This window comes from Ochrobactrum sp. AN78 (assembly GCF_029909885.1).
Classification (GTDB): domain Bacteria; phylum Pseudomonadota; class Alphaproteobacteria; order Rhizobiales; family Rhizobiaceae; genus Brucella; species Brucella quorumnocens.
This window is the reverse complement of the sequence record NZ_JASAMU010000010.1, coordinates 147,411-167,762: the sequence shown is the minus strand read 5'-3', so window position 1 is coordinate 167,762 and position 20,352 is coordinate 147,411. Positions and strand designations below refer to the sequence as shown.

The window sequence follows — 20,352 nt, the reverse complement described above, 5'->3', positions numbered from 1 at the left end:
GCGCCCTCTTGGGCGCACAAAGGTCGCTCTAACACTCTATATTTACAGCATAATTTTACCTTAAACTGATTCAAGTTTAAGGAATTATGCTGTAGAGCGTGCCGCGCTTAATCGCACCCATGGCGCTCGCTCTAGATTCTTTTAACTGTCGCATGTTCGCGGGAGCTCAAAGGAATCCATTTGAGCGCGACATGCTTTAGTCGAGCAGCGGCGACCAGGCCGGGTCGGAACCGAAATTCGGCGTCTGTATCTGGCGTTCGTTGCGGCCCGTCAGATCAATCGTAAACAGCCTTGAGCCACCGGCACCTGCTGCCTTGCGGAAGAACATCAGGACGCGACCATTCGGAGCCCAGGTCGGACCTTCATTGTGAAAGCCTGAGGTCAACAGACGCTCGCCCGTACCATCGGTCTTCATGACGCCAATGGAGAACTGTCCCTGCGACTGTTTTGTGAAGGCGATCAAATCACCGCGTGGCGACCATACTGGAGTGGAGTAGCTACCGTCACCGGCAGATATACGACGCGGGTTGGAACCATCGGCACCCATCACATAGAGCTGTGGGCGTCCACCACGGTCAGATGAAAATACGATCTGCGAACCGTCTGGCGAATAGGATGCACTGGTATCAATCGCCTGACTATTGGTGAGGCGCGTTGTGGTGCGATTACGCAAGTCCATCGTGTAGACGTTCGCGCTGCCGTCATCCTGAAGAAGGCTCATCACAACCTTCTGGCCGTCTGGCGAGAAGCGTGGTGCAATCGTCATGCCTGGGAAATTGCCAACAAGCTCACGCTGGCCGGTTTCGAGCTGCAGCAGGTACACCTTCGGCGAACCGCCTTCGAACGACATATAGGTTACTTCCTGACGATTTGGCGAGAAACGCGGCGTCAGTGAAATGGCGCGACCATCGGAAAGGTATCGAACATTCGCGCCGTCCTGATCCATAATAGCCAAGCGCTTCACACGCTTCTGTGCCGGACCCGATTCATCGACGAAAACAACGCGGGTGTCAAAATAGCCTTTTTCACCGGTCAGGCGTTCATAGATCGCATCTGCGATGATGTGAGCAACACGACGCCAGTTATCCGGTGTTGTGAAGAACTGCTGACCGATCAGCTGCTGGCCACCAAACGTATCCCAGAGACGAAATTCAGCCTTGAGCCTGCCATCCGGCTGCTTTGTAATACGGCCCGTGACCAGTGCCTGCGCATTGATGACTTTCCAATCTTCAAAACGCGGTGTTGCGTCCGGGTTGGAAATCTTTTCAATGAAAGCATTCTTGTTGATCGGTGCGAAAAGGCCCGAACGCTCAAGATCTGCCGCAATGACCGAGGTGATATTCGCTCCGAGCTGATCGCCCGAAAGGAAATCCGTGATCGCTACCGGTAATGGCTCTACCACACCCTTGTTGATGTTGATTTCCACCACCGCACGAGCAGGCATGGTAGCAACAAGGCTTGCAGCAATCATACAGGCGAAAGCCGAAAAAACTGTCCGGATCTTTGTTTTCATGATGCCGATCTTCATGTCTTCAGGGACCTCTTTTGTCCTTAGAGTGCCGTGCGCCCTCTTGGGCGCACAAAGGTCGCTCTAACAGTTTAGATTTGCTGCATAATTCCTAGGGAACTATGCAGAGACCTTATTGAGGGGCCTTATTGGCGGGCCTCATTCAGGCATTCGTTAGGAGTGATCAGTCAAGCTGATCAGAACATTTCGCTCGGGTCGAAGTTGACGATCACTTCCGACCAGTTGTCATATTTGTCTGCAGGCAGATTGTATGGTGCGCAACGAGCCACAGCGCGCTTGGCGCTTTCAGCTGCGGCACGACCCACACCATCTCCACCACCACCAGATGTCACCTCGGGGGAACCCTGGATAGAACCATCCTGATTGAGACGCATCTTCACCGTCACGACAAGTCCTGGTGCATCTGCCACACCGGCAGGAACGTTCCAGCACTTGGAAATCGCGCCACGAAGGGCATCCATTTCATTCTGGCTCAGCTTCGAGCCGCCCGTATTCTTCTTGCCGCCCAGCGATGCCTGATCGGTCGAACGCTTTGCACCACCACCGGATGCCTTCTGCTTGTTAAGCAGGGCGGCGACCTCATCAGCAATGGCGTCATTCTTCGACTGCGATGTCTGAGAAGCAGTTTGGGACTTCTTCTGATCTTCCGTTGGCTTGCGGTCTGGTGTCTTAGCCGTTTGCGCCTGCGGCGGTTTTGGCTTTGCCTGTGGTGCAGGAACATTGTCCGGCAGTTTCGGCGCGGTCTGATCTGGCGTTTCGGCCTGTTTTTCGATCGCTTCAGCAACCGGATCAGGTTTCACTTCCTGTTTTTCTTCCGGTTTGGTCTGAACTTCCGTCGCGGGCACCGGCGTCGGTTTTTCCTGCGGCGTGGGTTCTGGCTTAGGATCGGGCTTCGGTTCCGGCTTCTTCACCGGCTCCGGCTGCGCTTTTGGTTCCTCAGCCGCTTCAATCGGCTTGGCCTTATTTTCAGGCCGTGGTGGCGTTTGGCTATCGACTTCCTGATCGCCGAAATTCTGAGCTTCAGGAACAGTCTGCGGCTTTTTCGTCGGAACAGGCGCCGACTTTTCCTTCATCGGCGCGGTTTTATCGCCCTGCTGAATCTGGGTAATCGATTCGATCGGCACGATGTCGACCGGAAACGACTCCGAATCCTGCACGTCGAATGCCTTCGGCGAGGAGAAGGAGAAGAGCCCCAACGCGATAACGACGGTATGGAGCGCTACAGAAGATGTCAGGCCAGCCTTCATGATGGCGTCAGCTATCCTGCTCCTGGAGTGTCACAAGGCCGATATTCTTGAAACCGGCGGCGGAAATGCGAGCCATGACCTTCATGACAGTGCCGTAATCGGCAGACTTGTCACCGCGCACGAAAATGCGCTCTTCGTAACCGGTCTTGGCAATCGCCTGAAGTTTGGCAACAACTTCATCAAGCGGAATTTCAGTTTCCTGCAGATAAATCTGGCCTTCGCTGTTCACCGATACGGTGATCGGCTGTGTGTCAGCATTCATGGCTTTCGCCTGCGTATCTGGCAGATCAATAGGCACACCGACCGTCAAAAGCGGGGCAGAAACCATGAAGATGATAAGCAGCACCAGCATCACGTCCACGAATGGCGTAACGTTGATTTCACTCATCAATGCCTTCTTGCGGCCACGCCTGCGGCGACCACCCGACTGCATTCCCTGATTTCCAACTGACATGCCCATTTCAATATTCCCGAAGGCTCGTTTTAGCTTTGATGCTGGAACGCTCTATTTTTTGCTTTCACGCATGTCGCGGAAAACCGGTTCCCACTTTTCCGCGACATGCTTTAGCTGCGCGGCGTCAGCTTCTCATCAATTTGGCGCGACAGTATGGCAGAGAACTCATCCGCAAAACCTTCGAGCCGGCCATTGACCTTACCCGCATCGCTCGAAAGCTTGTTGTAGGCGATAACTGCTGGAATAGCGGCAAGCAGACCAATAGCTGTTGCGAGCAGCGCTTCGGCGATGCCCGGTGCCACCACCGCGAGATTGGTGTTCTTCGATGCAGCAATTGCCTGGAACGACGTCATAATACCAACAACCGTACCGAACAGGCCGATAAACGGAGCAGCAGAACCGATTGTAGCAAGAAAGCCTAGTCGCGATTCCAGCTTGTCGCTTTCTCGCGCCAGAGCCACATCCATTGCCTTGTCGATACGCATCTGAAGTGCAATCGGAGAACGTGCGCCCTTCTCAAACGACTTTTTCCACTCGCGCATGGCAGCCATGAAGATGGAGGCCATACCAGTCGTTCGGCGATCATTGAGATTGCGGTAAAGTTCTTCCAGTGACTGCCCGGACCAGAACGCTTGTTCAAAGCGATCAATCGCGCGACGCGCGCGTCCGTAAGCAACAATTTTGTCCACGATGATAGCCCAAGTCCAGACCGAGGCGACCACGAGACCAAGCATAACCAGCTTAACGACCCAGCCCGCCTGCATGAACAGGCCCCAGAGGGTAATATCGGCGGCAGGGGCCGCGAGCGCAACATTTTCCATCGATCTACCGTCCTCGAATCCAAACGCCCGGCCTCTTGACCGGGCGGCATCGCAAATTATTCAAGAAACATCCGCTTCCGAACGTCTCAACCTGCGCAGCTTTATCATTAGAGCGCCGTGCGTCCCTTGGGATGCACAAAGGACGCTCTAACAACTTAAGTTTATGCATAATTCCCTGAATTGAATTCATTCAAGGAATTATGCGGGAGCTATTTGCACACCCTGACGGATATGCTGACGCTCTACGCCACAACCGCCATTCCGGATTTCAACTTTAAATCCTCAAAGCGCTTGTTACGGTTAATTTTGGTGAAAGGAAGGCGCTGCGCTTCAACCCGGCCCTTCAACCGATTCCGTCATCATCATTAATGGAATATTATGGTTAAAGATGCGTTAGCATTTGCTGAGAAGGCGAGCTTGCCCGTTAATTATTGCAGGGCAACTCAAAAAATCAGTCGGCCTTCGTGAAAGCTTCGCGCCATTCATCCGGAATACGGCGGGGATGGCCCTGTTTGGTAATCATGACCGCTTCAACCTTGGCCTCCGACAGCAGCCGATCCCCACAAGTGATCTTCTGCGCCATGATTACGCGCGCGCCGCGAATCTCGCTCACCCGTGTTTCGACCAGGATGAGATCATCCATTTTTGCGGGCGATTTATAGTCGATTTCCATACGACGAACGACCCAGACCATTTCTTCGCCAAGCGCGCCTTCAGCAAGCTCGATATGGTTGACATCCTGCAAGCGCAGAAAATCGGTGCGGCCACGCTCGTAAAATTCGAGATAACGACCGTGATAGACGAAGCCGGAAAAATCCGTATCAGCATAATAGATGCGCGCATAAAGATAATGGGCACCGTCCCTCAACTCACCCGAAACAGATTGCGCTGCGGCTTGATCGATTTTATCCGTCATTCGTCTTCCATAAAAAGGCCGAACTGCGACTGCTGGACCACCTCGGCAGGTGCTGCCAGCCCCATATGTTGCCACGCGAGCGCAGTTAGAACACGTCCGCGCGGCGTGCGCTGCAGAAAGCCCTGCTGGATCATATAGGGTTCGATAATGTCTTCGATAGCATCACGCGGCTCAGACAAGCCGGCCGCAATGGTTTCAATCCCGACTGGGCCACCACCAAAATTACGGGCGATCATATCCAGATAACGCCGGTCAAGCTGGTCAAAGCCGCGATTATCCACTTCAAGCCGTGACAGAGCTTCGTCGGCAATCTTGCGATCTATGACATCAGCACCCGCGACCAGCGCAAAATCGCGCACACGTCGCAACAGACGGCCCGCAATACGCGGTGTCCCGCGCGAGCGGCGCGCTACTTCCAGAGCACCATCCGGCGAAATACCCATCTGCATAATGCGAGCACCACGGCGCACAATATATTCGAGCTCTTCAACCGTATAGAAATTGAGCCTTACCGGAATACCGAAACGATCACGCAAAGGCGTGGTCAGAAGACCAAGCCGCGTCGTTGCTGCGACCAGCGTAAACTTCGCCAGATCGATCTTGACCGAACGTGCTGCCGGGCCTTCCCCGATAATGAGGTCGAGCTGGAAATCTTCCATCGCCGGATAGAGGATTTCCTCAACGGCCGGGCTCAGTCGATGAATTTCATCAATAAAGAGTACATCGCGATCTTCAAGATTGGTCAGAAGGGCGGCCAGATCACCGGCCTTCGCAATCACCGGACCAGACGTTGAGCGGAAATTAACGCCAAGTTCCTTGGCCATGATTTGCGCGAGCGTCGTCTTGCCAAGTCCCGGAGGCCCCACAAAGAGCACATGATCGAGTGCTTCACCGCGAACCTTGGCAGCTTCGATGAACACTTTGAGATTGGCGCGCGCCGCCGCCTGCCCAACAAAATCGTTAAGCGTTTGTGGACGCAAGGTGCTGTCGGCGTCTTCGCCACGCAAGTCAGCATCGATAAGAGGATTACGGTCGCTCATGGCTCCCTCCTCGCATGATCGCTGAAATCAGGCAAGTATCTCACCGCGACAGCTCCTTCAGGCCGAGGCGAATAAGCTTGGCCGAATCGGCATCATCACCGGCTTCCCTCAAAGCCGCAGCTACGGCATTCGCTGCCTGATCGCGCGAATAACCCAAATTGGAAAGTGCTGAAACCGCATCTGTTACGGGAGCAGAGGCTGCACCTGCGCCCAGCTCCTGCTTAAGACCGATAGTCCCGCTTGCATCACCCGCAAAGGCAGGTGCCTTGTTCTTCAATTCAGTAACAATGCGCTCGGCCACCTTCTTGCCGACGCCCGGCGCACGCGAAACCATCGCGAGATCACGCAGTGCAATGGCATTGGCAAGCTCAGGTGGCGTCAATGTTCCAAGCACGGCAAGCGCCACCTTGGCACCCACGCCCTGCACATTCTGCAACAGACGAAACCATTCGCGTTCAAGCTGTGATCCGAAGCCATAGAGGCGGATCATGTCTTCGCGCACATAGGTCTCGATAAACAGAATAGCCGCCTCGCCTGCCCCACCCAGATTACCGAGCGTGCGGGCGGAACAAAAGGCAACATAGCCGACACCATGCACGTCAATAACAGCATGATCCTCAGCGATTTCATCGATCACGCCCTTAAGCTTGCCGATCATATCAGTGCTACCCCGCTAAAAGCGCATCCCGAAAGTGTAAAATGGTTTTCAGGACCAAATGCGCGTTAACTCAAAAGCGCCTGCATCCTGCGTGCGCTGACAATACTTTGCCGATGATGTGCGTGACAAATTGCGATGGCGAGCGCATCGGCAGCATCGCTGGTATCGAATGTTGCACGCGGCATCAAAACCTTCACCATCATATGAATCTGCTGCTTTTCGCCATGGCCAACGCCAATCACCGCCTTCTTGACAGCATTTGGCGCATATTCCGCAACCGGAAGTCCCGCCTGTGCCGGTGCCAATAGCGCAATGCCGCGCGCTTGCCCGAGCTTCAGCGTGGCCGTCGCATCCTTGTTGACGAATGTATGCTCAACCGCTGCTTCATGGGGCATGAATTCATGCAGGACTTTGGAAAGGCCCTCATGCAGCTGACAAAGCCGCGAAGCCAGATCCATTTCAGCATTCGAGGTTACCGTACCGGAAGCGATGAAATGCAGGGAATTTCCAAGCGATTCGACAACGCCCCAACCGGTGCGGCGGAGCCCTGGATCAATACCAATGATGCGAATCGTTTCTTTCATAAGTGAACCCTATCCTCAGACAGGTTCACTTGACAGCACAAAAGTGAACAAAAGAGAAACATACACATCTGCTGATGCAGGAAAACTGGGTAGATTTTGGCTGTGATCCGCCGAAAATGCCGTTCTTTGAGAACCGGAGCGGAGTGTACTAAAAGGTACATGAGCACCGGAAGCGCAAAAGAGCGTCATTTGCAGGCCATCACAGCCGAAATATCAGCAGTTTTTAAGAGGCGCCGAAAGCCGTCTTAAGCAACACGATCTGATCCGAAACCGGATTGCCGCGTGGAGCAGTTTGCAGTGAAACGACTTCACCATAAACATTACGATCCATGCGACGGACGCGCGCCTGAAGGCGGATTGAGCGTTCGATGAGTTCAATGAATGCGAATGGCAGTTCATTCCAGCCGGTCGCCACTTCACCAGCCGAAGGCGTATCAAGACGAACTTTCGCCTTCTCGGCCTCGACCTGCTGGCGAGACATTTCACCATTGCGAGCGGCGCGCTGCAACAGAAGCCAGGACGCCACCTGCATGAGACGGGTGGTCAGGCGCATCGATTCGGCAGCATAAAGCGTTGCGGCAACGCGCGAGAGATTACGCGCGTCTTCGCGGCCTTCACCGTCGAGATAGCTTGCGGCTTCCTCGACCATATCCATGCCTTCACTGTAAATCGGCTTGAAGGAATCCGAGAACACCATGCGTTCAGCAAGGCTGATCATGTTACCCGGCATCTGTCCCTGTTCGCTAATCACTGCTCTGCCACCTTACATGACCGCACAACGGGCGATCATTCTGTTGCTCGCATTCTCGTCAAATGAATGCGAATGAAATTATTGAACCGCTGTTCGACCATGGGGAGAGCTGGGACGGAACAGCTGCGTTAGACAAGTCCACGACAAACTGCACCTTCATGCACGGTCGCGCAAGTTTATGTTTAACGTTCGGTTAATATTTTTCGGCAGATTTAAACAAAGCGTGAAAAGTTTGGACGCCAGACAGTCCCAGATGCACTTGATTCTATGAAGCGCATAAAAAAAGAGCCGCAAAGGCGGCTCTCAGGAGTTTAACAGGGAGGCGTCAAACAGAGTGGCTAAACCACTCGGTAAGAATCCAGCCGAACTGGATGTAAACCATTTAACGCCGTTAAGATTAATGAAGGGTTAATTTTACGTTCGAGCTGTGGAAAAATCGTTATTCTCAGAATACACCCAAACGAAAAAGCCGCCCGAAGGCGGCTTTTAAAACTGGCTTATTAACCGCGCTGTAACGCAGGTTTTGGACTTGAAGTGACAGGAGTCTTGGAACCCTCGGACACCACAGGCTTCGCAGCGGGCTTCTTGCCCCAACCGATGGTTGGCAGCCACTCAAGATAATAAGCAAGTGCAAATTGCATCACCACGCCCGTTGCGATCAAGAGTGTATCATATGGCAGGCCACCTGGATTAATCAGCTTCATGACCTGTGCCACCATCGCCAACAGCGTACCCGCGATAAAGACGGGCAGCGAATGCTTGCCGAGAATAGCGAGCGGATTATCCGGTGCCGTGCGCGCGATGCTGTTCAGTGTCGGCACGACAGCAATCAGGTAGGCCATCGCCAATACATGCAGAAGACGCGGAGCAGAAAGAAAGGTCTTGTCGAAACCGGTCAGAACTGCCGGCATGCCCATTGATGCGTCAATGCCCCAAAGCGGAATACGAACCCAGGCCAGTGAGAGAACCAGATAACCAACTGCTACTGCAATCAGCGCAGGATGTGTTGGCAACTTACCACCGCGACGCACATGGATGACGCCAGCAATACCAATTGCAAACAAGAACTGCCACGATAGCGGGTTAAGGAACCAGACGCCTCCGGTCGGATAGTTGATAGGCGCTACACCATAAAGGCCCGACAACAGCCAGACTGTGCCCGACACAGCAACCATCAGCGAAAGGCTGATGCGCGCAAGAAGTAGCAGCAGCGGCGTCATAAGAAGCATGACGGCATACATCGACAGAATGTTGTTATAGCCAAGCTGATGACCCAGCGTGACGAGACCCAGTAAAGATTCTACCGGCTGCTTGACCAGCGGGCCGATATTGATCTGGGTCAGAAGCTCACGATGCTTGAGGAAAATGGCGGCAGCAGCAAAAATTCCGATGGTCGCAAGCGTCGTCATAATATGCGCCGTATAAAGCACGCACGCACGGCGCCACATTTTCAATGTCAGCACGAGACGATTGCCTGGCGCAAATTTGCCGCCATAGGCCAACGCAACAGCCATGCCTGAAATCAGAACAAAAGCTTCGGCAGAATCAGAAAAGCCGAGATTCTTGTGCGTGAAGTGCTCATAAATCGTACCGGGTACATGATTGATGAAAATCGTAAGCAGGGCCAAAGCACGAAACACGTCGATGCGTGTATCGCGAACTTTTGGCACTATTTTCGCCGTTTCATTCGTCATTTCGCCTGCCTGCCGTTTGTTTTTCGTCTGCAATAGCGCAGCACTCATTGCCGTCTATATAGCGGGTAATTCCGGCGGAACCCGGTTGGTTCCAATCAACTTTCGTTCCAGTGGATAACATAATGCCAACATGAGACTTTCATCGCCCCCGAACATTGGCCCGCAAATGTCCCGAAAATGTAAAGGGGCTGTTCAATGAACCCCTCTTACTTTATGCCCGAATTCCATCAACATTTTTCGCTAGGTTTGGTTTATGAACGCGCCAACTGCTACAAAAGATAACGAACGCTGCCGCCTTTTGCTGGTTGCACCACCGATCTCAAATGGTGATGCGTTGGCGAAACTCCTGTCCGCAGCGCTTTCAGGTGGCGATGTCGCAAGCGTGATTCTCGACGGCGGCGATCTGGATGAAGCGACTTTTCAGGCATCTGCCCAAAAGGCCGTTGCCGTTATCCAGGAAAAAGGCGCTGCTGCAATCATTCTCAACGATACGCGTATTGCCGGCCGTGTCGGCGCGGATGGCATTCACATTGAAGGCAAGGCTGCAGAGCTTGCGGAAGCCATCGAGAAGCACACACCGAAATTCATCGTTGGAACGGGCAATCTTCGTGATCGTCACAGCGCTATGGAAATTGGTGAATTGCAGCCCGATTACGTTTTCTTTGGCAAAATTGGCGCGGATAACAAGCCAGATGCTCACCCTCGCAATCTGGCATTGGCCGGATGGTGGGCTGAACTGGTCGAAATTCCAAGCGTCGCACAGGCTGGAAATACAATTGAAAGCGTCATTGAAGCATCACAGACCGGTGCTGATTTTGTAGCCCTTGGCCGCGCAGTCTTTGAAGCAGAAGATCCTGCAAAGGCCGTAGCGGAAGCCAACCGCCTTCTTGATGAAAATGCCCCTCGTTTCGAAAACTAAATCCGCCAAGGTTTTGTACGCCCCCATGAAGAGCAGAATTCTTCTCGCCACGGCTTTGATCTTTGTCGCGTCCGTCCCTGCTGCAATGGCTGCAGGCGAACCGGCAAGCGCTCAAAAAAAGCATGACGGTAAAAGCGACAAGCCTGCGGAAAAGCCAAAGATGCTGCCGCAGCCAGCGTCGACAAACACTTTGCCTCACATCGATCCAAGCCGGTTCGGCGATAAACCTGCCGATGAAGCTTTTGGCGCCTATCAGCGCGGACTTTATTTGACGGCCTTCAATCTCGCCAAGCCACAGGCTGAAAAAGGTGACCCAGCATCGCAAACGCTTATCGCTGAAATCTATGCCCGTGGGCTGGGTGTGCCTGCCGATCAGAAGAAGGCTGCCGAATGGTATGCCAAGGCCGCAGAAAATGGCGTTAACGAAGCGCAGTTTCGTTACGCCGCCTTGCTGCTTCAGGGCCGATACATTCAGAAAGATGCCGCCAAGGCCACTCAACTGATGCAGAAAGCTGCCGAAGGCGGCAATGCTATGGCACAGTTCAATTACGGCCAGCTCGTCATGATGAAGGCATCCGGCAAGGCAGGAATTGATCAGGCCTTCCCATGGTTTGAAAAGGCTGCTGCAGCAAAACTGCCTGATGCAGAATATGCAGTCAGCCAGATTTACGCCAATGGCACTGACAAAATCGCAAAAGATGAAAAGAAGGCGCGGGAATATCTGCTTCTCGCTGCACGCAAAGGCTACGACACCGCTCAATATGATCTGGGACGCTGGCTGATCGAAGGTCGTGGCGGCGACCGCAATTACGAACAAGGCTTTGGCTGGATGCAGATTGCCGCCCAGCGCGGTATGGTCCTGGCACAGGCATGGCTCGCCCGTCTTTATCGTGATGGCATCGGTACAGATGGTGATCTGGTAAAATCTGCCGCCTGGTATGTCATCGCGCAGCGCGCCGGTTTCCATTCGCCCGATCTCAATGACATGATGGATGGCTTGTCCGACGAGCAACTCAAAGAAGCGATCCAGACCGCTAACAGCCTTCGCGTCCGGTAATCTCGGGCATCGTCCACTTTGAAAATGCAAAAAGCGCGTCACCAGAAGTGACGCGCTTTTTCATTCTTTGGAACGGCATAGCCTTACTGACTTTCGTAAGCCTTCTTGCTGGCATCATAAATGTAGGTCGCAGCATCGGCAGCACTGAGCTCACGTGTCTTACCCGGCGCGGAAATTGTTGTTCCGCTGAAATTTACAACAAGTTTCGGCATATCGGACTTGTCATCAGGAGCGAAAGTCACCTCTCCCAGATTGGATATACATGGCATGACCTCGCCATCTGAACAGGCCGCACCATTATCTTCGCCCGCCAGAAGATAGCCGACATGTGTCCATGACTTGCCCAATGCAAATACATCATAGCCATTGTAAGACGTGCCACGGTCAAAACCAGCAATCGGGATTGCCAGCACCAGTTTACCTGCTGGCGTGCGATGTTCCACCGCCTTGCGATCGGTGTCGACCTCATCGGGCTTTTCATAAGATCCCATCGCACCGATATCTCGCGCGGCATGCTGGAGGGACCACGATCCGTCAGAAAGCATGAAGGTTGCTTCAGACAGATTAACCTGCGCTTCGGGGGCCGCCTCTGCCTCGCCGGAATCACCCTGCTTTTCAAGAGTTTCCCAGGCAAAACCGGTGAAGTACTGCTTTCCATCGCGCTCAAACGCATGACCGAACCAGTAGGTCGCCGTCACGCCTTTTCCAACATCGTAGGAATCAGAACCATCGCCTGCAACATTGTAGATGGACTTCAAAACAGTTGCAGCGTCGGGCGCTGAAACCGCAGCATCGTGCTGATGCGCACTGACTGCTGGCGATGCTGCTGTCGCAAGCTCCGGAGCGGACATAACCGCAAAGGTAGAGACCAACAAACCTGCCACGGCAGAACGAACATATTGACGGCGAAACGCAGGCGATGCCTTCACAATGGTTCTCATATGTCTCTCCAAAATGTCTGCGGATAACATGAAGACTGGTTGCAGTGCCCTGCCCGCATGAGCGGCAAAACTACTGCGATAAACCAGATCTCCTGCGATCTCGCACGGGGAACTGGTGTTCGGACATAGGGCAGATTTTGGCATCAAGCCACAAGAAATTGCGATGAACCCCAGAGCCGCAGGATCGAAAATACCCGAAAAACCACCGCCTAATTGATGGATTTGACGCCGGTTTAGAGATTCAAAACGAGCTGAATGCTTGCTCAGGCTTGCACAAAGCCTCGTTTTATGGTCTTGGAGACCCGATTATCGTGGTTCGAGTTAAAGATGGACGCAATCCCCGAAATAAAGCGGGAGATTGCCTTTCTGTCGTGATGCGCCGGGCCGCAACAGTTTTCACATTTATTCCCGGATTAAGCTCATGAAGATCAATGGTAACGAAATCCGCCCCGGCAATGTCATCGAGCATGATGGCGGCCTGTGGGTTGCGGTCAAGACCAATGCGGTCAAGCCCGGCAAAGGCGGCGCCTACAATCAGGTTGAACTGAAGAACCTCATCACCGGTACCAAGCTCAATGAACGTTTCCGCGCTGCTGAAACCGTCGAGCGCGTTCGTCTGGAACAGAAGGATTTCTCGTTCCTCTACGAACAGGGTGAAGCGCTGATTTTTATGGATACTGAATCCTACGAACAGCTCGAACTCCTGAAAGATTTCGTTGGCGACCGCGCGGCCTTCCTTCAGGACGGCATGATGGTCACCGTTGAACTCTACGAAGAAAAGCCAATCGGCATCCGTCTTCCAGATCAGGTAACGCTCGCAATCACTGAAGCCGATCCGGTCGTCAAAGGCCAGACTGCTGCTTCTTCCTACAAGCCAGCTGTTCTTGAAAATGGCATCCGCATTCTGGTTCCGCCATTTATCGCATCTGGCGAGCGCGTCATCGTTGATACCAACGAGCTGACCTACATCAGCCGCGCATAAATATGCTTATCAACATGCGGCGCTTGTTTCAGGCGTCGCATGTTTCGTCACAGCCAAAGCGCATCCCGAAAAGTGCGAAGCTGTGACTGTTCTTTCTCAGATTACTCAATTCCCCGATTGTTTTCAGATGCCTTGGCGTCAGAAACATCAAGATGTCTACTATAAACTGTGTGATCCAGCTGGAAGCCACGTTTCGGGATCACGCCAAAAAGGATAAAAGAAATGGCCCGCTCAGCCCTTCTCAATGTCATGGTACAGGCCGCTATGAAGGCCGGCCGCAGCCTTGCGCGCGACTTCGGCGAAGTCCAGAACCTTCAGGTTTCCCTTAAAGGTCCCGGCGACTACGTCAGCCAGGCCGACCGCAAAGCGGAAAAGATCATCTACACGGAATTGAGCCGCGCCCGCCCTGATTTCGGCTTCCTGATGGAAGAATCGGGTGAGGTCGAATCCAAGGACGGTCAGCATCGCTGGCTGATTGATCCACTCGACGGCACCACCAACTTCCTGCACGGTATTCCAGTTTTCGCAGTCTCTATCGCTCTTGAGCGTCAGGGACAGATCGTTGCGGGCGTAATCTACAATCCAGCTATGGACGAACTCTACACGGCTGAACGCGGTGGTGGTGTGTTCCTCAATGATCGTCGTCTGCGTGTTGCGGCCCGTTCAAAGCTGGTCGATTGCGTAATCGGCACCGGCATACCGCATCTGGGTCGCGGCCATCACGGCCATTACCTGGTCGAACTGCGCAATGTCATGGCCGAAACGGCTGGCATTCGCCGCATGGGCGCTGTTGCCCTTGATCTGGCCTATGTTGCTGCGGGCCGTCTTGACGGTTTCTGGGAAGATGGCATGCATCCCTGGGATCTCGGCGCAGGTATGCTGATGATCCGCGAAGCTGGTGGCTTTATTTCCGATAAGAATGGCGGTCAGGATATCTTCGGCACCAAGACCATTGTTGCAGGCAATGAAGCCATTCATGGCGCACTGTTGAAGACCATCAAGAAACCTATCTAAAAACAAGCTCCATTACTTTATTGATCCACTCTTCTTTTTCTTTGGATCGAATCAACAAAGTGGACAAACAAAGCCGAGCGATAAATCGCTCGGCTTTGTCTTAATTTAATTATAAAACAACGAATTAGTATTAGAAATACGACAGAGCCTTACCGATAACTTCAAGTACCTTCCCAAGTATATTCCACCAATGCATGATAATATCCCTTTCTATATTTGAGTGTACCAAAAATAAATAGCAAGATCTGAATAATTAAAAAGACCAATATTTTATTTAAATTGATATAACAATTTTTTATACTAAAAGAAGCATTCTCTAAAGTTATTTTAGCTACCAATATTAATATAAAAGCTGCATTGGAAGATTTGTTTTTGTCCGCATCGTAAAGCTGAGAGCCAACGTCATAAAGCTGTGCAATTTTCTTGTTTCAGATGATTCCGCTTCATGAACTAATGAAGTAGGATTCTGTTTGAGCACCCGACCATGGAGCAGGACGCATGAGCGATTTGAGACTTTCACGGGAACGACTGGACGATGCACGGGACTATGACCCCTACCGCCTGAGCAGCCCGAGAATTGTCATTCTCTCCATGGTCATCTTTCTCATCATTGTCGCTTTCCTGGCTGCGGTGCTGATGCGGCAGATCCATACATTCTTCGTCACCAATCCGGGCCTCAATGGCTTGATCTTCCTTGTGCTGCTCGTGGGAATTCTGCTGGCCTTTGGTCAGGTGCTGCGACTGCTCCCGGAAATCCGATGGGTTAATTCATTCCGAGACGGCGAACGCGACGGAGCCACGCGCCCGCCTGTGCTGCTTGCTCCCATGCGTGCTTTGATCGGGCGCAGGCAATCCATGGCACTCACGACAGCGTCGATGCGCTCCATCCTCGATTCGATCGCCACACGCCTTGATGAAAGCCGCGATATATCGCGCTATCTGATCGGCCTTCTAGTGTTCCTCGGCCTGCTCGGCACTTTCTGGGGTCTGCTTGAAACTGTAGGTTCCATTGGACAAACCATTCAGTCACTGGACCCAAGTTCGGGTAGCACTACGGATGTGCTTGATTCGCTTAAAGCGGGCTTACAGGCACCGCTTTCCGGCATGGGCACTGCATTCTCCTCCTCACTCTTCGGCCTTTCCGGCTCGCTAATCTTAGGTTTTCTCGATCTGCAAGCAGGACGCGCGCAAAACCGTTTCTACACCGAACTGGAAAACTGGCTTTCGTCAGTCACGGACCTTAGTTCCGATCTGACACCCGACGATAATCTTGGCGGTATTCGCAACCTCGCTGAACACGTGCAAAACCTGAAAGGGGACGAGGCTTCCAGCCAGCGCACATCAGCAGCACTCGCCAATCTGGCTGAAGGAATTCAGGGCCTCGTCAAAAGCATGCGCAGCGAACAACAGATGATGCGTGACTGGGTCGAAAAACAGGCCGAGGAACAAAAAGCCATCCGCGAGACGCTGGACCGTCTTAACAAAGCCATCGGCTCGAAAACCGCAAACGAGCGTCCGACCGACAACAAGCGGACGGAGTAAGCATCATGGGTCTTGCTCGTAACCGCCGCCCACAGCGTCATGTCGATTATTGGCCAGGCTTTGTCGATGCGCTGACGACCCTGCTCCTGGCCATTATGTTCCTGCTGACGGTCTTCGTGCTGGGACAGTTTTTGCTAAGCCGCGATGTCGACAGTAAGGACAGCGCGCTGGCGCGTCTCAACAGCCAGATACAGGAACTGACACAGCTTCTGTCGCTTGAAAAAAGCAATTCGCAGGATATGCAGGACACGATTGCCAACTTGCAAGCCTCACTTTCAGGCGCTGAAAGCGAGCGTTCACGCCTGCAAGCTCTGCTCAATGAAGGAACCGGCGCGGGTGCTGCTGCAGAAAAGCGGGCGGGCGAACTCAGCCAGAGCCTTGATTCGGAAAAGCAGGTCAGTGCGCAGGCGCTTTCACAGGTTGAGCTGCTCAATCAGCAGATTTCTGCGCTTCGGCGCCAGATAGCAGCGCTTGAAGATGCGCTCAATGCTTCCGAATCGCGTGACCGCGAATCGAATGCCAAGATTGCCGACCTTGGCCGCCGGCTCAATGTGGCGCTGGCGCAGCGCGTGCAGGAACTCAACCGCTATCGGTCGGATTTCTTCGGCCGCCTGCGTGCGATTCTTTCTGACAAGGAAAACATCCGCATTGTCGGCGACCGCTTCGTGTTCCAGTCGGAAGTGCTTTTCCCGACAGGCTCATCTGACCTCAACCCTGCGGGTCAGGACGAAATGAAAAAGCTCGCTGATGCGGTTATCACGCTCAATCAGGAAATCCCGGACGATATAAACTGGGTTCTGCGCGTGGATGGACATACCGATAATGTGCCGCTTGCAGGCACCGGGCGCTTCCGCGACAACTGGGAGCTTTCGTCGGCGCGTGCGACGGCTGTGGTCAAATATCTGATCGCCAATGGCGTTCCAGCCAATAGGCTCGTCGCAGCCGGCTTTGGCGAATATCAGCCCCTCGATAGTTCAGACGCACCAGATGCCCGCGCCAGAAACCGTCGTATCGAGTTGAAACTGACTGAGAGATAAAAGAGCACATCCCAAAAAGGGTGAGGCGGTTTTCGAATAAGATGCACGTGAATTAAAGCATTTCCAGCAAAAGCGGGAACCGGTTTTGCGTTCGGAAATGCGTAAAAACAAATAGTTACAGCGGTTACAACGATTCAATATTAACTGGAACCGCTGTAAAGGGGGCTTTCGCCCCCCTTCACATTAAATACCAAAGGCTCCAGCGCCTGCCTCAAACTGCAACTTGGCAAGGCGCGCATAAATACCGCCCTGAGCAACGAGTGTTTGATGCGTGCCTTCTTCCACAATTCGACCCTTGTCGAGCACCAGAATACGGTCGGCTTTAAGCACGGTTGCCAGACGGTGAGCAACGACTAGCGTTGTGCGATTGTCCATCAGAACATCGAGCGCCTTTTGCACCAGCATTTCGCTTTCGGCATCCAGCGCAGATGTCGCTTCATCGAGCAGCAAGATTGGTGCAGCACGTAAGACAGCGCGCGCTATAGCAATGCGCTGTCGCTGACCACCGGAAAGCGTAACGCCGCGTTCGCCCACCTCTGTGTCATAACCCTTGTCGAGTGCCAGAATGAAATCATGCGCCAAGGCGGCCTTCGCGGCAGCTTCAATGTCTGCATCGCTCGCACCAGGTCTGCCGAAGCCAATGTTCTCGCGAATGCTTGTTGCAAAGATTGCTACGTCCTGTGGAACAACAGCAATGCGCGCGCGCACAGCGACCGGATCCGCTTCAGGCAGTGCCACACCGTCCATCCGTATAGAACCCGTCTGAGGGTCGTAATAGCGCATCACCAGCGAGAAGATTGTGCTTTTACCAGCACCTGATGGCCCAACGATCGCAACCGTCTCACCGGGCTTTACAGTGAAGCTCACGCCATTGAGTGACGGAGCGTCCGGGCGTGAAGGGTAAGAAAAATGCACTGCATCGAAGCTGATTTCGCCACGCGGCGGCTCCGGCAATGCGACCGGCTTCAAAGGCGCTGCAATATCGGGATTCTCATCCAGTATTTCTGCAAGCCGCTCTGTAGCGCCCGCTGCCTGCGCAAGTTCGCCGCCCACTTCTGAAAGCGCACCAAACGCACTGGCCGCAAAGACGGCATAGAGAACGAACTGGCCCAATGTCCCCGCAGTCATAGTGCCGGAAAGCACATCACGCGAACCGAACCAGAGCACTACAACAACACTCGAAAAGATCAGGAAAATTGCAAAGCCGGTCAGGATTGCGCGGGCCTTGATCGAAGACCTTGCAGCCTGATAGGCCTTTTCGACCGCACCCGCAAAACGACCCACCACCATATTTTCATTGGTAAAGGCCTGCAAAGTGCGCATGGCACCGATTTGTTCGCTGGCATAGGCATTGGCGTGGGCAAGCATATCCTGCGTCATGCGCGAGCGACGGCGTACAGAACGCCCAAATGCAATCAGCGGGATAACGATCAGCGGAATGGCTCCAATCACCAGTGCCGAGAGCTTCGGGCTTGTGATCACCATCATGATGAGCGCGCCAATGCCCAAAATAAGGTTCCGGAGCGCAACAGAGGCAGTCGCGCCAACAACTGACTTGATCTGCGTGGTATCGACAGACAGGCGCGAAACGATTTCGCCCGATTGCGAGCGGTCAAAGAATTCCGGCGAAAGACTCGTCACATGCGAAAACACCGCATTGCGTAAGTCGGCAACCACACGTTCGCCAAGCGAGATAACGAAGAAATAGCGAAGCCCCGAGGCAACAGCCAAAACGAGCGCGAGTGCCACAAGCATGCCAAAGTAATTATTGACGAAGATAGCATTGGCACCCGTGAAGCCGTGGTCGATCATCCGGCGCACAGCGACTGGAACGGCAAGCGTCGTCACGGCAGCAAGAACCAGCGAGAAAAGAGCGCCCACAACCAGAATCTTATAGCGTGAAAGGAAGGGAACCATGCGCTTCAGAGGCTTCAGCGAGCGGCGTTTACGGCCTTCCTGTGCATCGAAATCGGGATTCATGCGAATTTGACTGTCTCTGCTGGCCATTCTTGAGATTGCGCCCTTGTTATTGCTGTGCGCCTGATGTATAGGCTCGCCAACCCTTTTGGAAGCCGTTGCCTGCAAGTAACGGGTCTTCATATCTGCCATTGGGCGAAAGTGCCGCAGTTTTTAACATTAGAGCTGGGCTTTTCTTCCCAGACTTTCAGGATTGAGAAGATGAAAGCTGATATCCATCCCGACTACCACACCATCAAGGTCGTGATGACCGATGGCACTGAATATTCAACCCGCTCTACCTGGGGCAAGGAAGGCGATACGATGAATCTCGATATCGATCCATCCACGCATCCAGCATGGACCGGTGGTTCGCAGACCCTGCTTGATCGCGGTGGCCGCGTAACCAAGTTCAAGAACCGTTTCGGCAATCTCGGTATCTAATACCGTCATTGATGAACTTACGAAAAACCTCGCTTCGGCGAGGTTTTTTGTTGCGGCTTTTAAAGTACGAACAAACGCTCTAATCTTTACTCCAATGATGATGAGAGCGCTTTCAGGCATAATGATTACCGGCACGTCTCATGTCGGCAAAACTTCTTTTGCTCACCGGCTTGCCGATAAGCTTGGATGGAACGTCATTTCTACAGATGAACTTGCCCGTCATCCCGGACGTCCGTGGCCAACAGTTCGCCCCACAATCGCTGAATATTATCAACACTTGTCATCAGAGACGATTCATTGGTTTCTGAAAGTGCACCATCAAAATATCTGGCCTGTTATCAGGCGAAAAATTGAAGATGAAATCCACGCCCGAAGGCCTTTCATCTTTGAAGGCGCAGCGCTACGCCCCGAATATCTTGCAACGCTCAACCCGGCTTTCACGAGCTGCGTTTGTCTTTATGCGGAAGCCGATTTTCTGCAAGAGCGAATGCGCAGCGAAACTGGCTACAGCAGAGCCGACGCCCTTCATCAGGCTATCATCGATAAATTCATTGAACGCTCTCTCCGTGAAAACATTGAAATGCAAGCTGCCGCACAAACTCACCATATGAAATTGGTGAATGTGGCTGATAGCGGCGCAATGGATGAGCTTTATGAGGAATTAATGCATTTCCAGCAAAAGTGGGAACCGGTTTTGTGTTCGGAAATGCGTAAAAACAAATAGTTACAGCGGTTCCAACGATTCAATATTAACCGGAACCGCTGTA

20 protein-coding genes are annotated in these 20,352 nt (G+C 53.1%); 8 read left to right on the top strand and 12 right to left on the bottom strand.

Translation table 11 applies throughout. The annotated features are described in order from the left end of the window. Positions 1-196: 196 nt before the first annotated feature. The 10 genes from tolB to QBD00_RS17920 form a co-directional block, all read right to left on the bottom strand. Complete coding sequence (gene tolB, locus QBD00_RS17965; RefSeq protein ID WP_318580154.1) at positions 197-1,528, bottom strand: Tol-Pal system beta propeller repeat protein TolB; 1,332 nt, start codon at positions 1,526-1,528, stop codon at positions 197-199. A gap of 176 nt (positions 1,529-1,704) precedes the next feature. Beyond that, a complete protein-coding gene (locus QBD00_RS17960; RefSeq protein WP_095447324.1) occupies positions 1,705-2,775 on the bottom strand; it encodes a cell envelope integrity protein TolA in 1,071 nt (356 codons plus the stop codon). Positions 2,776-2,782: 7 nt separating this feature from the next. Next, positions 2,783-3,235, bottom strand: coding sequence for a protein TolR (gene tolR / locus QBD00_RS17955; RefSeq protein ID WP_024895713.1), 453 nt, complete (start codon positions 3,233-3,235; stop codon positions 2,783-2,785). A gap of 104 nt (positions 3,236-3,339) precedes the next feature. Beyond that, positions 3,340-4,050 carry a protein TolQ gene (gene tolQ / locus QBD00_RS17950; protein ID WP_024895714.1) on the bottom strand — a complete coding sequence of 237 codons (711 nt, stop codon included), beginning with the start codon at positions 4,048-4,050 and terminating at the stop codon, positions 3,340-3,342. Between the two features lie 451 nt (positions 4,051-4,501). Beyond that, positions 4,502-4,966, bottom strand: a complete 465-nt coding sequence (locus tag QBD00_RS17945) for a YbgC/FadM family acyl-CoA thioesterase (protein WP_095447325.1) — start codon at positions 4,964-4,966, stop codon at positions 4,502-4,504. Beyond that, complete coding sequence (gene ruvB, locus QBD00_RS17940) at positions 4,963-6,006, bottom strand: Holliday junction branch migration DNA helicase RuvB (protein ID WP_095447326.1); 1,044 nt, start codon at positions 6,004-6,006, stop codon at positions 4,963-4,965. The genes QBD00_RS17945 and ruvB overlap by 4 nt, the downstream gene beginning before the upstream one ends. Positions 6,007-6,046: 40 nt before the next feature. After that, entirely contained in the window at positions 6,047-6,664 is a 618-nt protein-coding gene (gene ruvA / locus QBD00_RS17935; protein ID WP_095447327.1) for a Holliday junction branch migration protein RuvA, read from the bottom strand. A 65-nt stretch (positions 6,665-6,729) separates the two neighbouring features. After that, entirely contained in the window at positions 6,730-7,248 is a 519-nt protein-coding gene (gene ruvC / locus QBD00_RS17930) for a crossover junction endodeoxyribonuclease RuvC (protein WP_095447328.1), read from the bottom strand. Between the two features lie 223 nt (positions 7,249-7,471). After that, positions 7,472-7,978 (bottom strand): DUF1465 family protein, encoded by a 507-nt coding sequence (locus QBD00_RS17925; RefSeq protein WP_318580160.1) that lies wholly within the window; start codon positions 7,976-7,978, stop codon positions 7,472-7,474. A gap of 521 nt (positions 7,979-8,499) precedes the next feature. Continuing rightward, positions 8,500-9,693 carry an OpgC family protein gene (locus tag QBD00_RS17920; protein ID WP_318580153.1) on the bottom strand — a complete coding sequence of 398 codons (1,194 nt, stop codon included), beginning with the start codon at positions 9,691-9,693 and terminating at the stop codon, positions 8,500-8,502. Between the two features lie 253 nt (positions 9,694-9,946). Here QBD00_RS17920 and QBD00_RS17915 point away from each other — a divergent pair, with 253 nt between their 5' ends. After that, positions 9,947-10,612: a thiamine phosphate synthase gene (locus tag QBD00_RS17915; RefSeq protein WP_151095120.1), complete on the top strand. Its 666-nt coding sequence runs from the start codon at positions 9,947-9,949 to the stop codon at positions 10,610-10,612. Positions 10,613-10,637: 25 nt separating this feature from the next. Then, positions 10,638-11,669 carry a tetratricopeptide repeat protein gene (locus QBD00_RS17910; RefSeq protein ID WP_095447330.1) on the top strand — a complete coding sequence of 344 codons (1,032 nt, stop codon included), beginning with the start codon at positions 10,638-10,640 and terminating at the stop codon, positions 11,667-11,669. A gap of 83 nt (positions 11,670-11,752) precedes the next feature. On the opposite strand, the gene QBD00_RS17905 is transcribed toward QBD00_RS17910, so the two are convergent. Continuing rightward, positions 11,753-12,610 (bottom strand): hypothetical protein, encoded by an 858-nt coding sequence (locus tag QBD00_RS17905; protein ID WP_318580152.1) that lies wholly within the window; start codon positions 12,608-12,610, stop codon positions 11,753-11,755. A 421-nt stretch (positions 12,611-13,031) separates the two neighbouring features. On the opposite strand from QBD00_RS17905, the gene efp reads away from it, so the two are divergent. From efp to QBD00_RS17885, 4 genes are all read left to right on the top strand, one after another. Beyond that, positions 13,032-13,592 (top strand): elongation factor P, encoded by a 561-nt coding sequence (gene efp / locus QBD00_RS17900; RefSeq protein WP_095447331.1) that lies wholly within the window; start codon positions 13,032-13,034, stop codon positions 13,590-13,592. 222 nt (positions 13,593-13,814) lie between these two features. Further along, a complete protein-coding gene (locus QBD00_RS17895) occupies positions 13,815-14,606 on the top strand; it encodes an inositol monophosphatase family protein (protein ID WP_095447332.1) in 792 nt (263 codons plus the stop codon). Positions 14,607-15,104: 498 nt separating this feature from the next. Beyond that, positions 15,105-16,148: a MotA/TolQ/ExbB proton channel family protein gene (locus QBD00_RS17890; protein WP_264233202.1), complete on the top strand. Its 1,044-nt coding sequence runs from the start codon at positions 15,105-15,107 to the stop codon at positions 16,146-16,148. Between the two features lie 5 nt (positions 16,149-16,153). After that, the gene (locus QBD00_RS17885; RefSeq protein WP_318580151.1) at positions 16,154-17,185 is read left to right on the top strand and encodes a peptidoglycan -binding protein; all 1,032 of its coding nucleotides are present in this window, start codon (positions 16,154-16,156) and stop codon (positions 17,183-17,185) included. Positions 17,186-17,368: 183 nt separating this feature from the next. Here QBD00_RS17885 and QBD00_RS17880 read toward each other — a convergent pair whose 3' ends face one another. Further along, positions 17,369-19,294 (bottom strand): ABC transporter transmembrane domain-containing protein, encoded by a 1,926-nt coding sequence (locus QBD00_RS17880; protein WP_318580150.1) that lies wholly within the window; start codon positions 19,292-19,294, stop codon positions 17,369-17,371. A gap of 69 nt (positions 19,295-19,363) precedes the next feature. Between QBD00_RS17880 and rpmE the strand changes: the two genes are divergently transcribed. Beyond that, complete coding sequence (gene rpmE, locus QBD00_RS17875) at positions 19,364-19,585, top strand: 50S ribosomal protein L31 (protein ID WP_094505480.1); 222 nt, start codon at positions 19,364-19,366, stop codon at positions 19,583-19,585. Between the two features lie 97 nt (positions 19,586-19,682). After that, the gene (locus tag QBD00_RS17870; RefSeq protein ID WP_412535044.1) at positions 19,683-20,309 is read left to right on the top strand and encodes an AAA family ATPase; all 627 of its coding nucleotides are present in this window, start codon (positions 19,683-19,685) and stop codon (positions 20,307-20,309) included. Positions 20,310-20,352 lie beyond the last annotated feature (43 nt).

Bases quoted from the DNA above. Each gene is read 5' to 3' on its own strand.
- ruvB (WP_095447326.1), bottom strand. From the start codon at position 6,006: ATGAGCGACCGTAATCCTCTTATCGATGCTGACTTGCGTGGCGAAGAC.
- QBD00_RS17890 (WP_264233202.1), top strand. From the start codon at position 15,105: ATGAGCGATTTGAGACTTTCACGGGAACGACTGGACGATGCACGGGAC.
- QBD00_RS17915 (WP_151095120.1), top strand. From the start codon at position 9,947: ATGAACGCGCCAACTGCTACAAAAGATAACGAACGCTGCCGCCTTTTG.
- QBD00_RS17870 (WP_412535044.1), top strand. From the start codon at position 19,683: ATGATGAGAGCGCTTTCAGGCATAATGATTACCGGCACGTCTCATGTC.
- efp (WP_095447331.1), top strand. From the start codon at position 13,032: ATGAAGATCAATGGTAACGAAATCCGCCCCGGCAATGTCATCGAGCAT.
- tolR (WP_024895713.1), bottom strand. From the start codon at position 3,235: ATGGGCATGTCAGTTGGAAATCAGGGAATGCAGTCGGGTGGTCGCCGC.
- QBD00_RS17945 (WP_095447325.1), bottom strand. From the start codon at position 4,966: ATGACGGATAAAATCGATCAAGCCGCAGCGCAATCTGTTTCGGGTGAG.
- QBD00_RS17880 (WP_318580150.1), bottom strand. From the start codon at position 19,294: ATGGCAGATATGAAGACCCGTTACTTGCAGGCAACGGCTTCCAAAAGG.
- QBD00_RS17925 (WP_318580160.1), bottom strand. From the start codon at position 7,978: ATGCCGGGTAACATGATCAGCCTTGCTGAACGCATGGTGTTCTCGGAT.
- ruvC (WP_095447328.1), bottom strand. From the start codon at position 7,248: ATGAAAGAAACGATTCGCATCATTGGTATTGATCCAGGGCTCCGCCGC.
- ruvA (WP_095447327.1), bottom strand. From the start codon at position 6,664: ATGATCGGCAAGCTTAAGGGCGTGATCGATGAAATCGCTGAGGATCAT.
- QBD00_RS17960 (WP_095447324.1), bottom strand. From the start codon at position 2,775: ATGAAGGCTGGCCTGACATCTTCTGTAGCGCTCCATACCGTCGTTATC.
- QBD00_RS17910 (WP_095447330.1), top strand. From the start codon at position 10,638: ATGAAGAGCAGAATTCTTCTCGCCACGGCTTTGATCTTTGTCGCGTCC.
- QBD00_RS17905 (WP_318580152.1), bottom strand. From the start codon at position 12,610: ATGAGAACCATTGTGAAGGCATCGCCTGCGTTTCGCCGTCAATATGTT.
- tolB (WP_318580154.1), bottom strand. From the start codon at position 1,528: ATGAAGATCGGCATCATGAAAACAAAGATCCGGACAGTTTTTTCGGCT.
- tolQ (WP_024895714.1), bottom strand. From the start codon at position 4,050: ATGGAAAATGTTGCGCTCGCGGCCCCTGCCGCCGATATTACCCTCTGG.
- QBD00_RS17895 (WP_095447332.1), top strand. From the start codon at position 13,815: ATGGCCCGCTCAGCCCTTCTCAATGTCATGGTACAGGCCGCTATGAAG.
- QBD00_RS17885 (WP_318580151.1), top strand. From the start codon at position 16,154: ATGGGTCTTGCTCGTAACCGCCGCCCACAGCGTCATGTCGATTATTGG.
- rpmE (WP_094505480.1), top strand. From the start codon at position 19,364: ATGAAAGCTGATATCCATCCCGACTACCACACCATCAAGGTCGTGATG.
- QBD00_RS17920 (WP_318580153.1), bottom strand. From the start codon at position 9,693: ATGACGAATGAAACGGCGAAAATAGTGCCAAAAGTTCGCGATACACGC.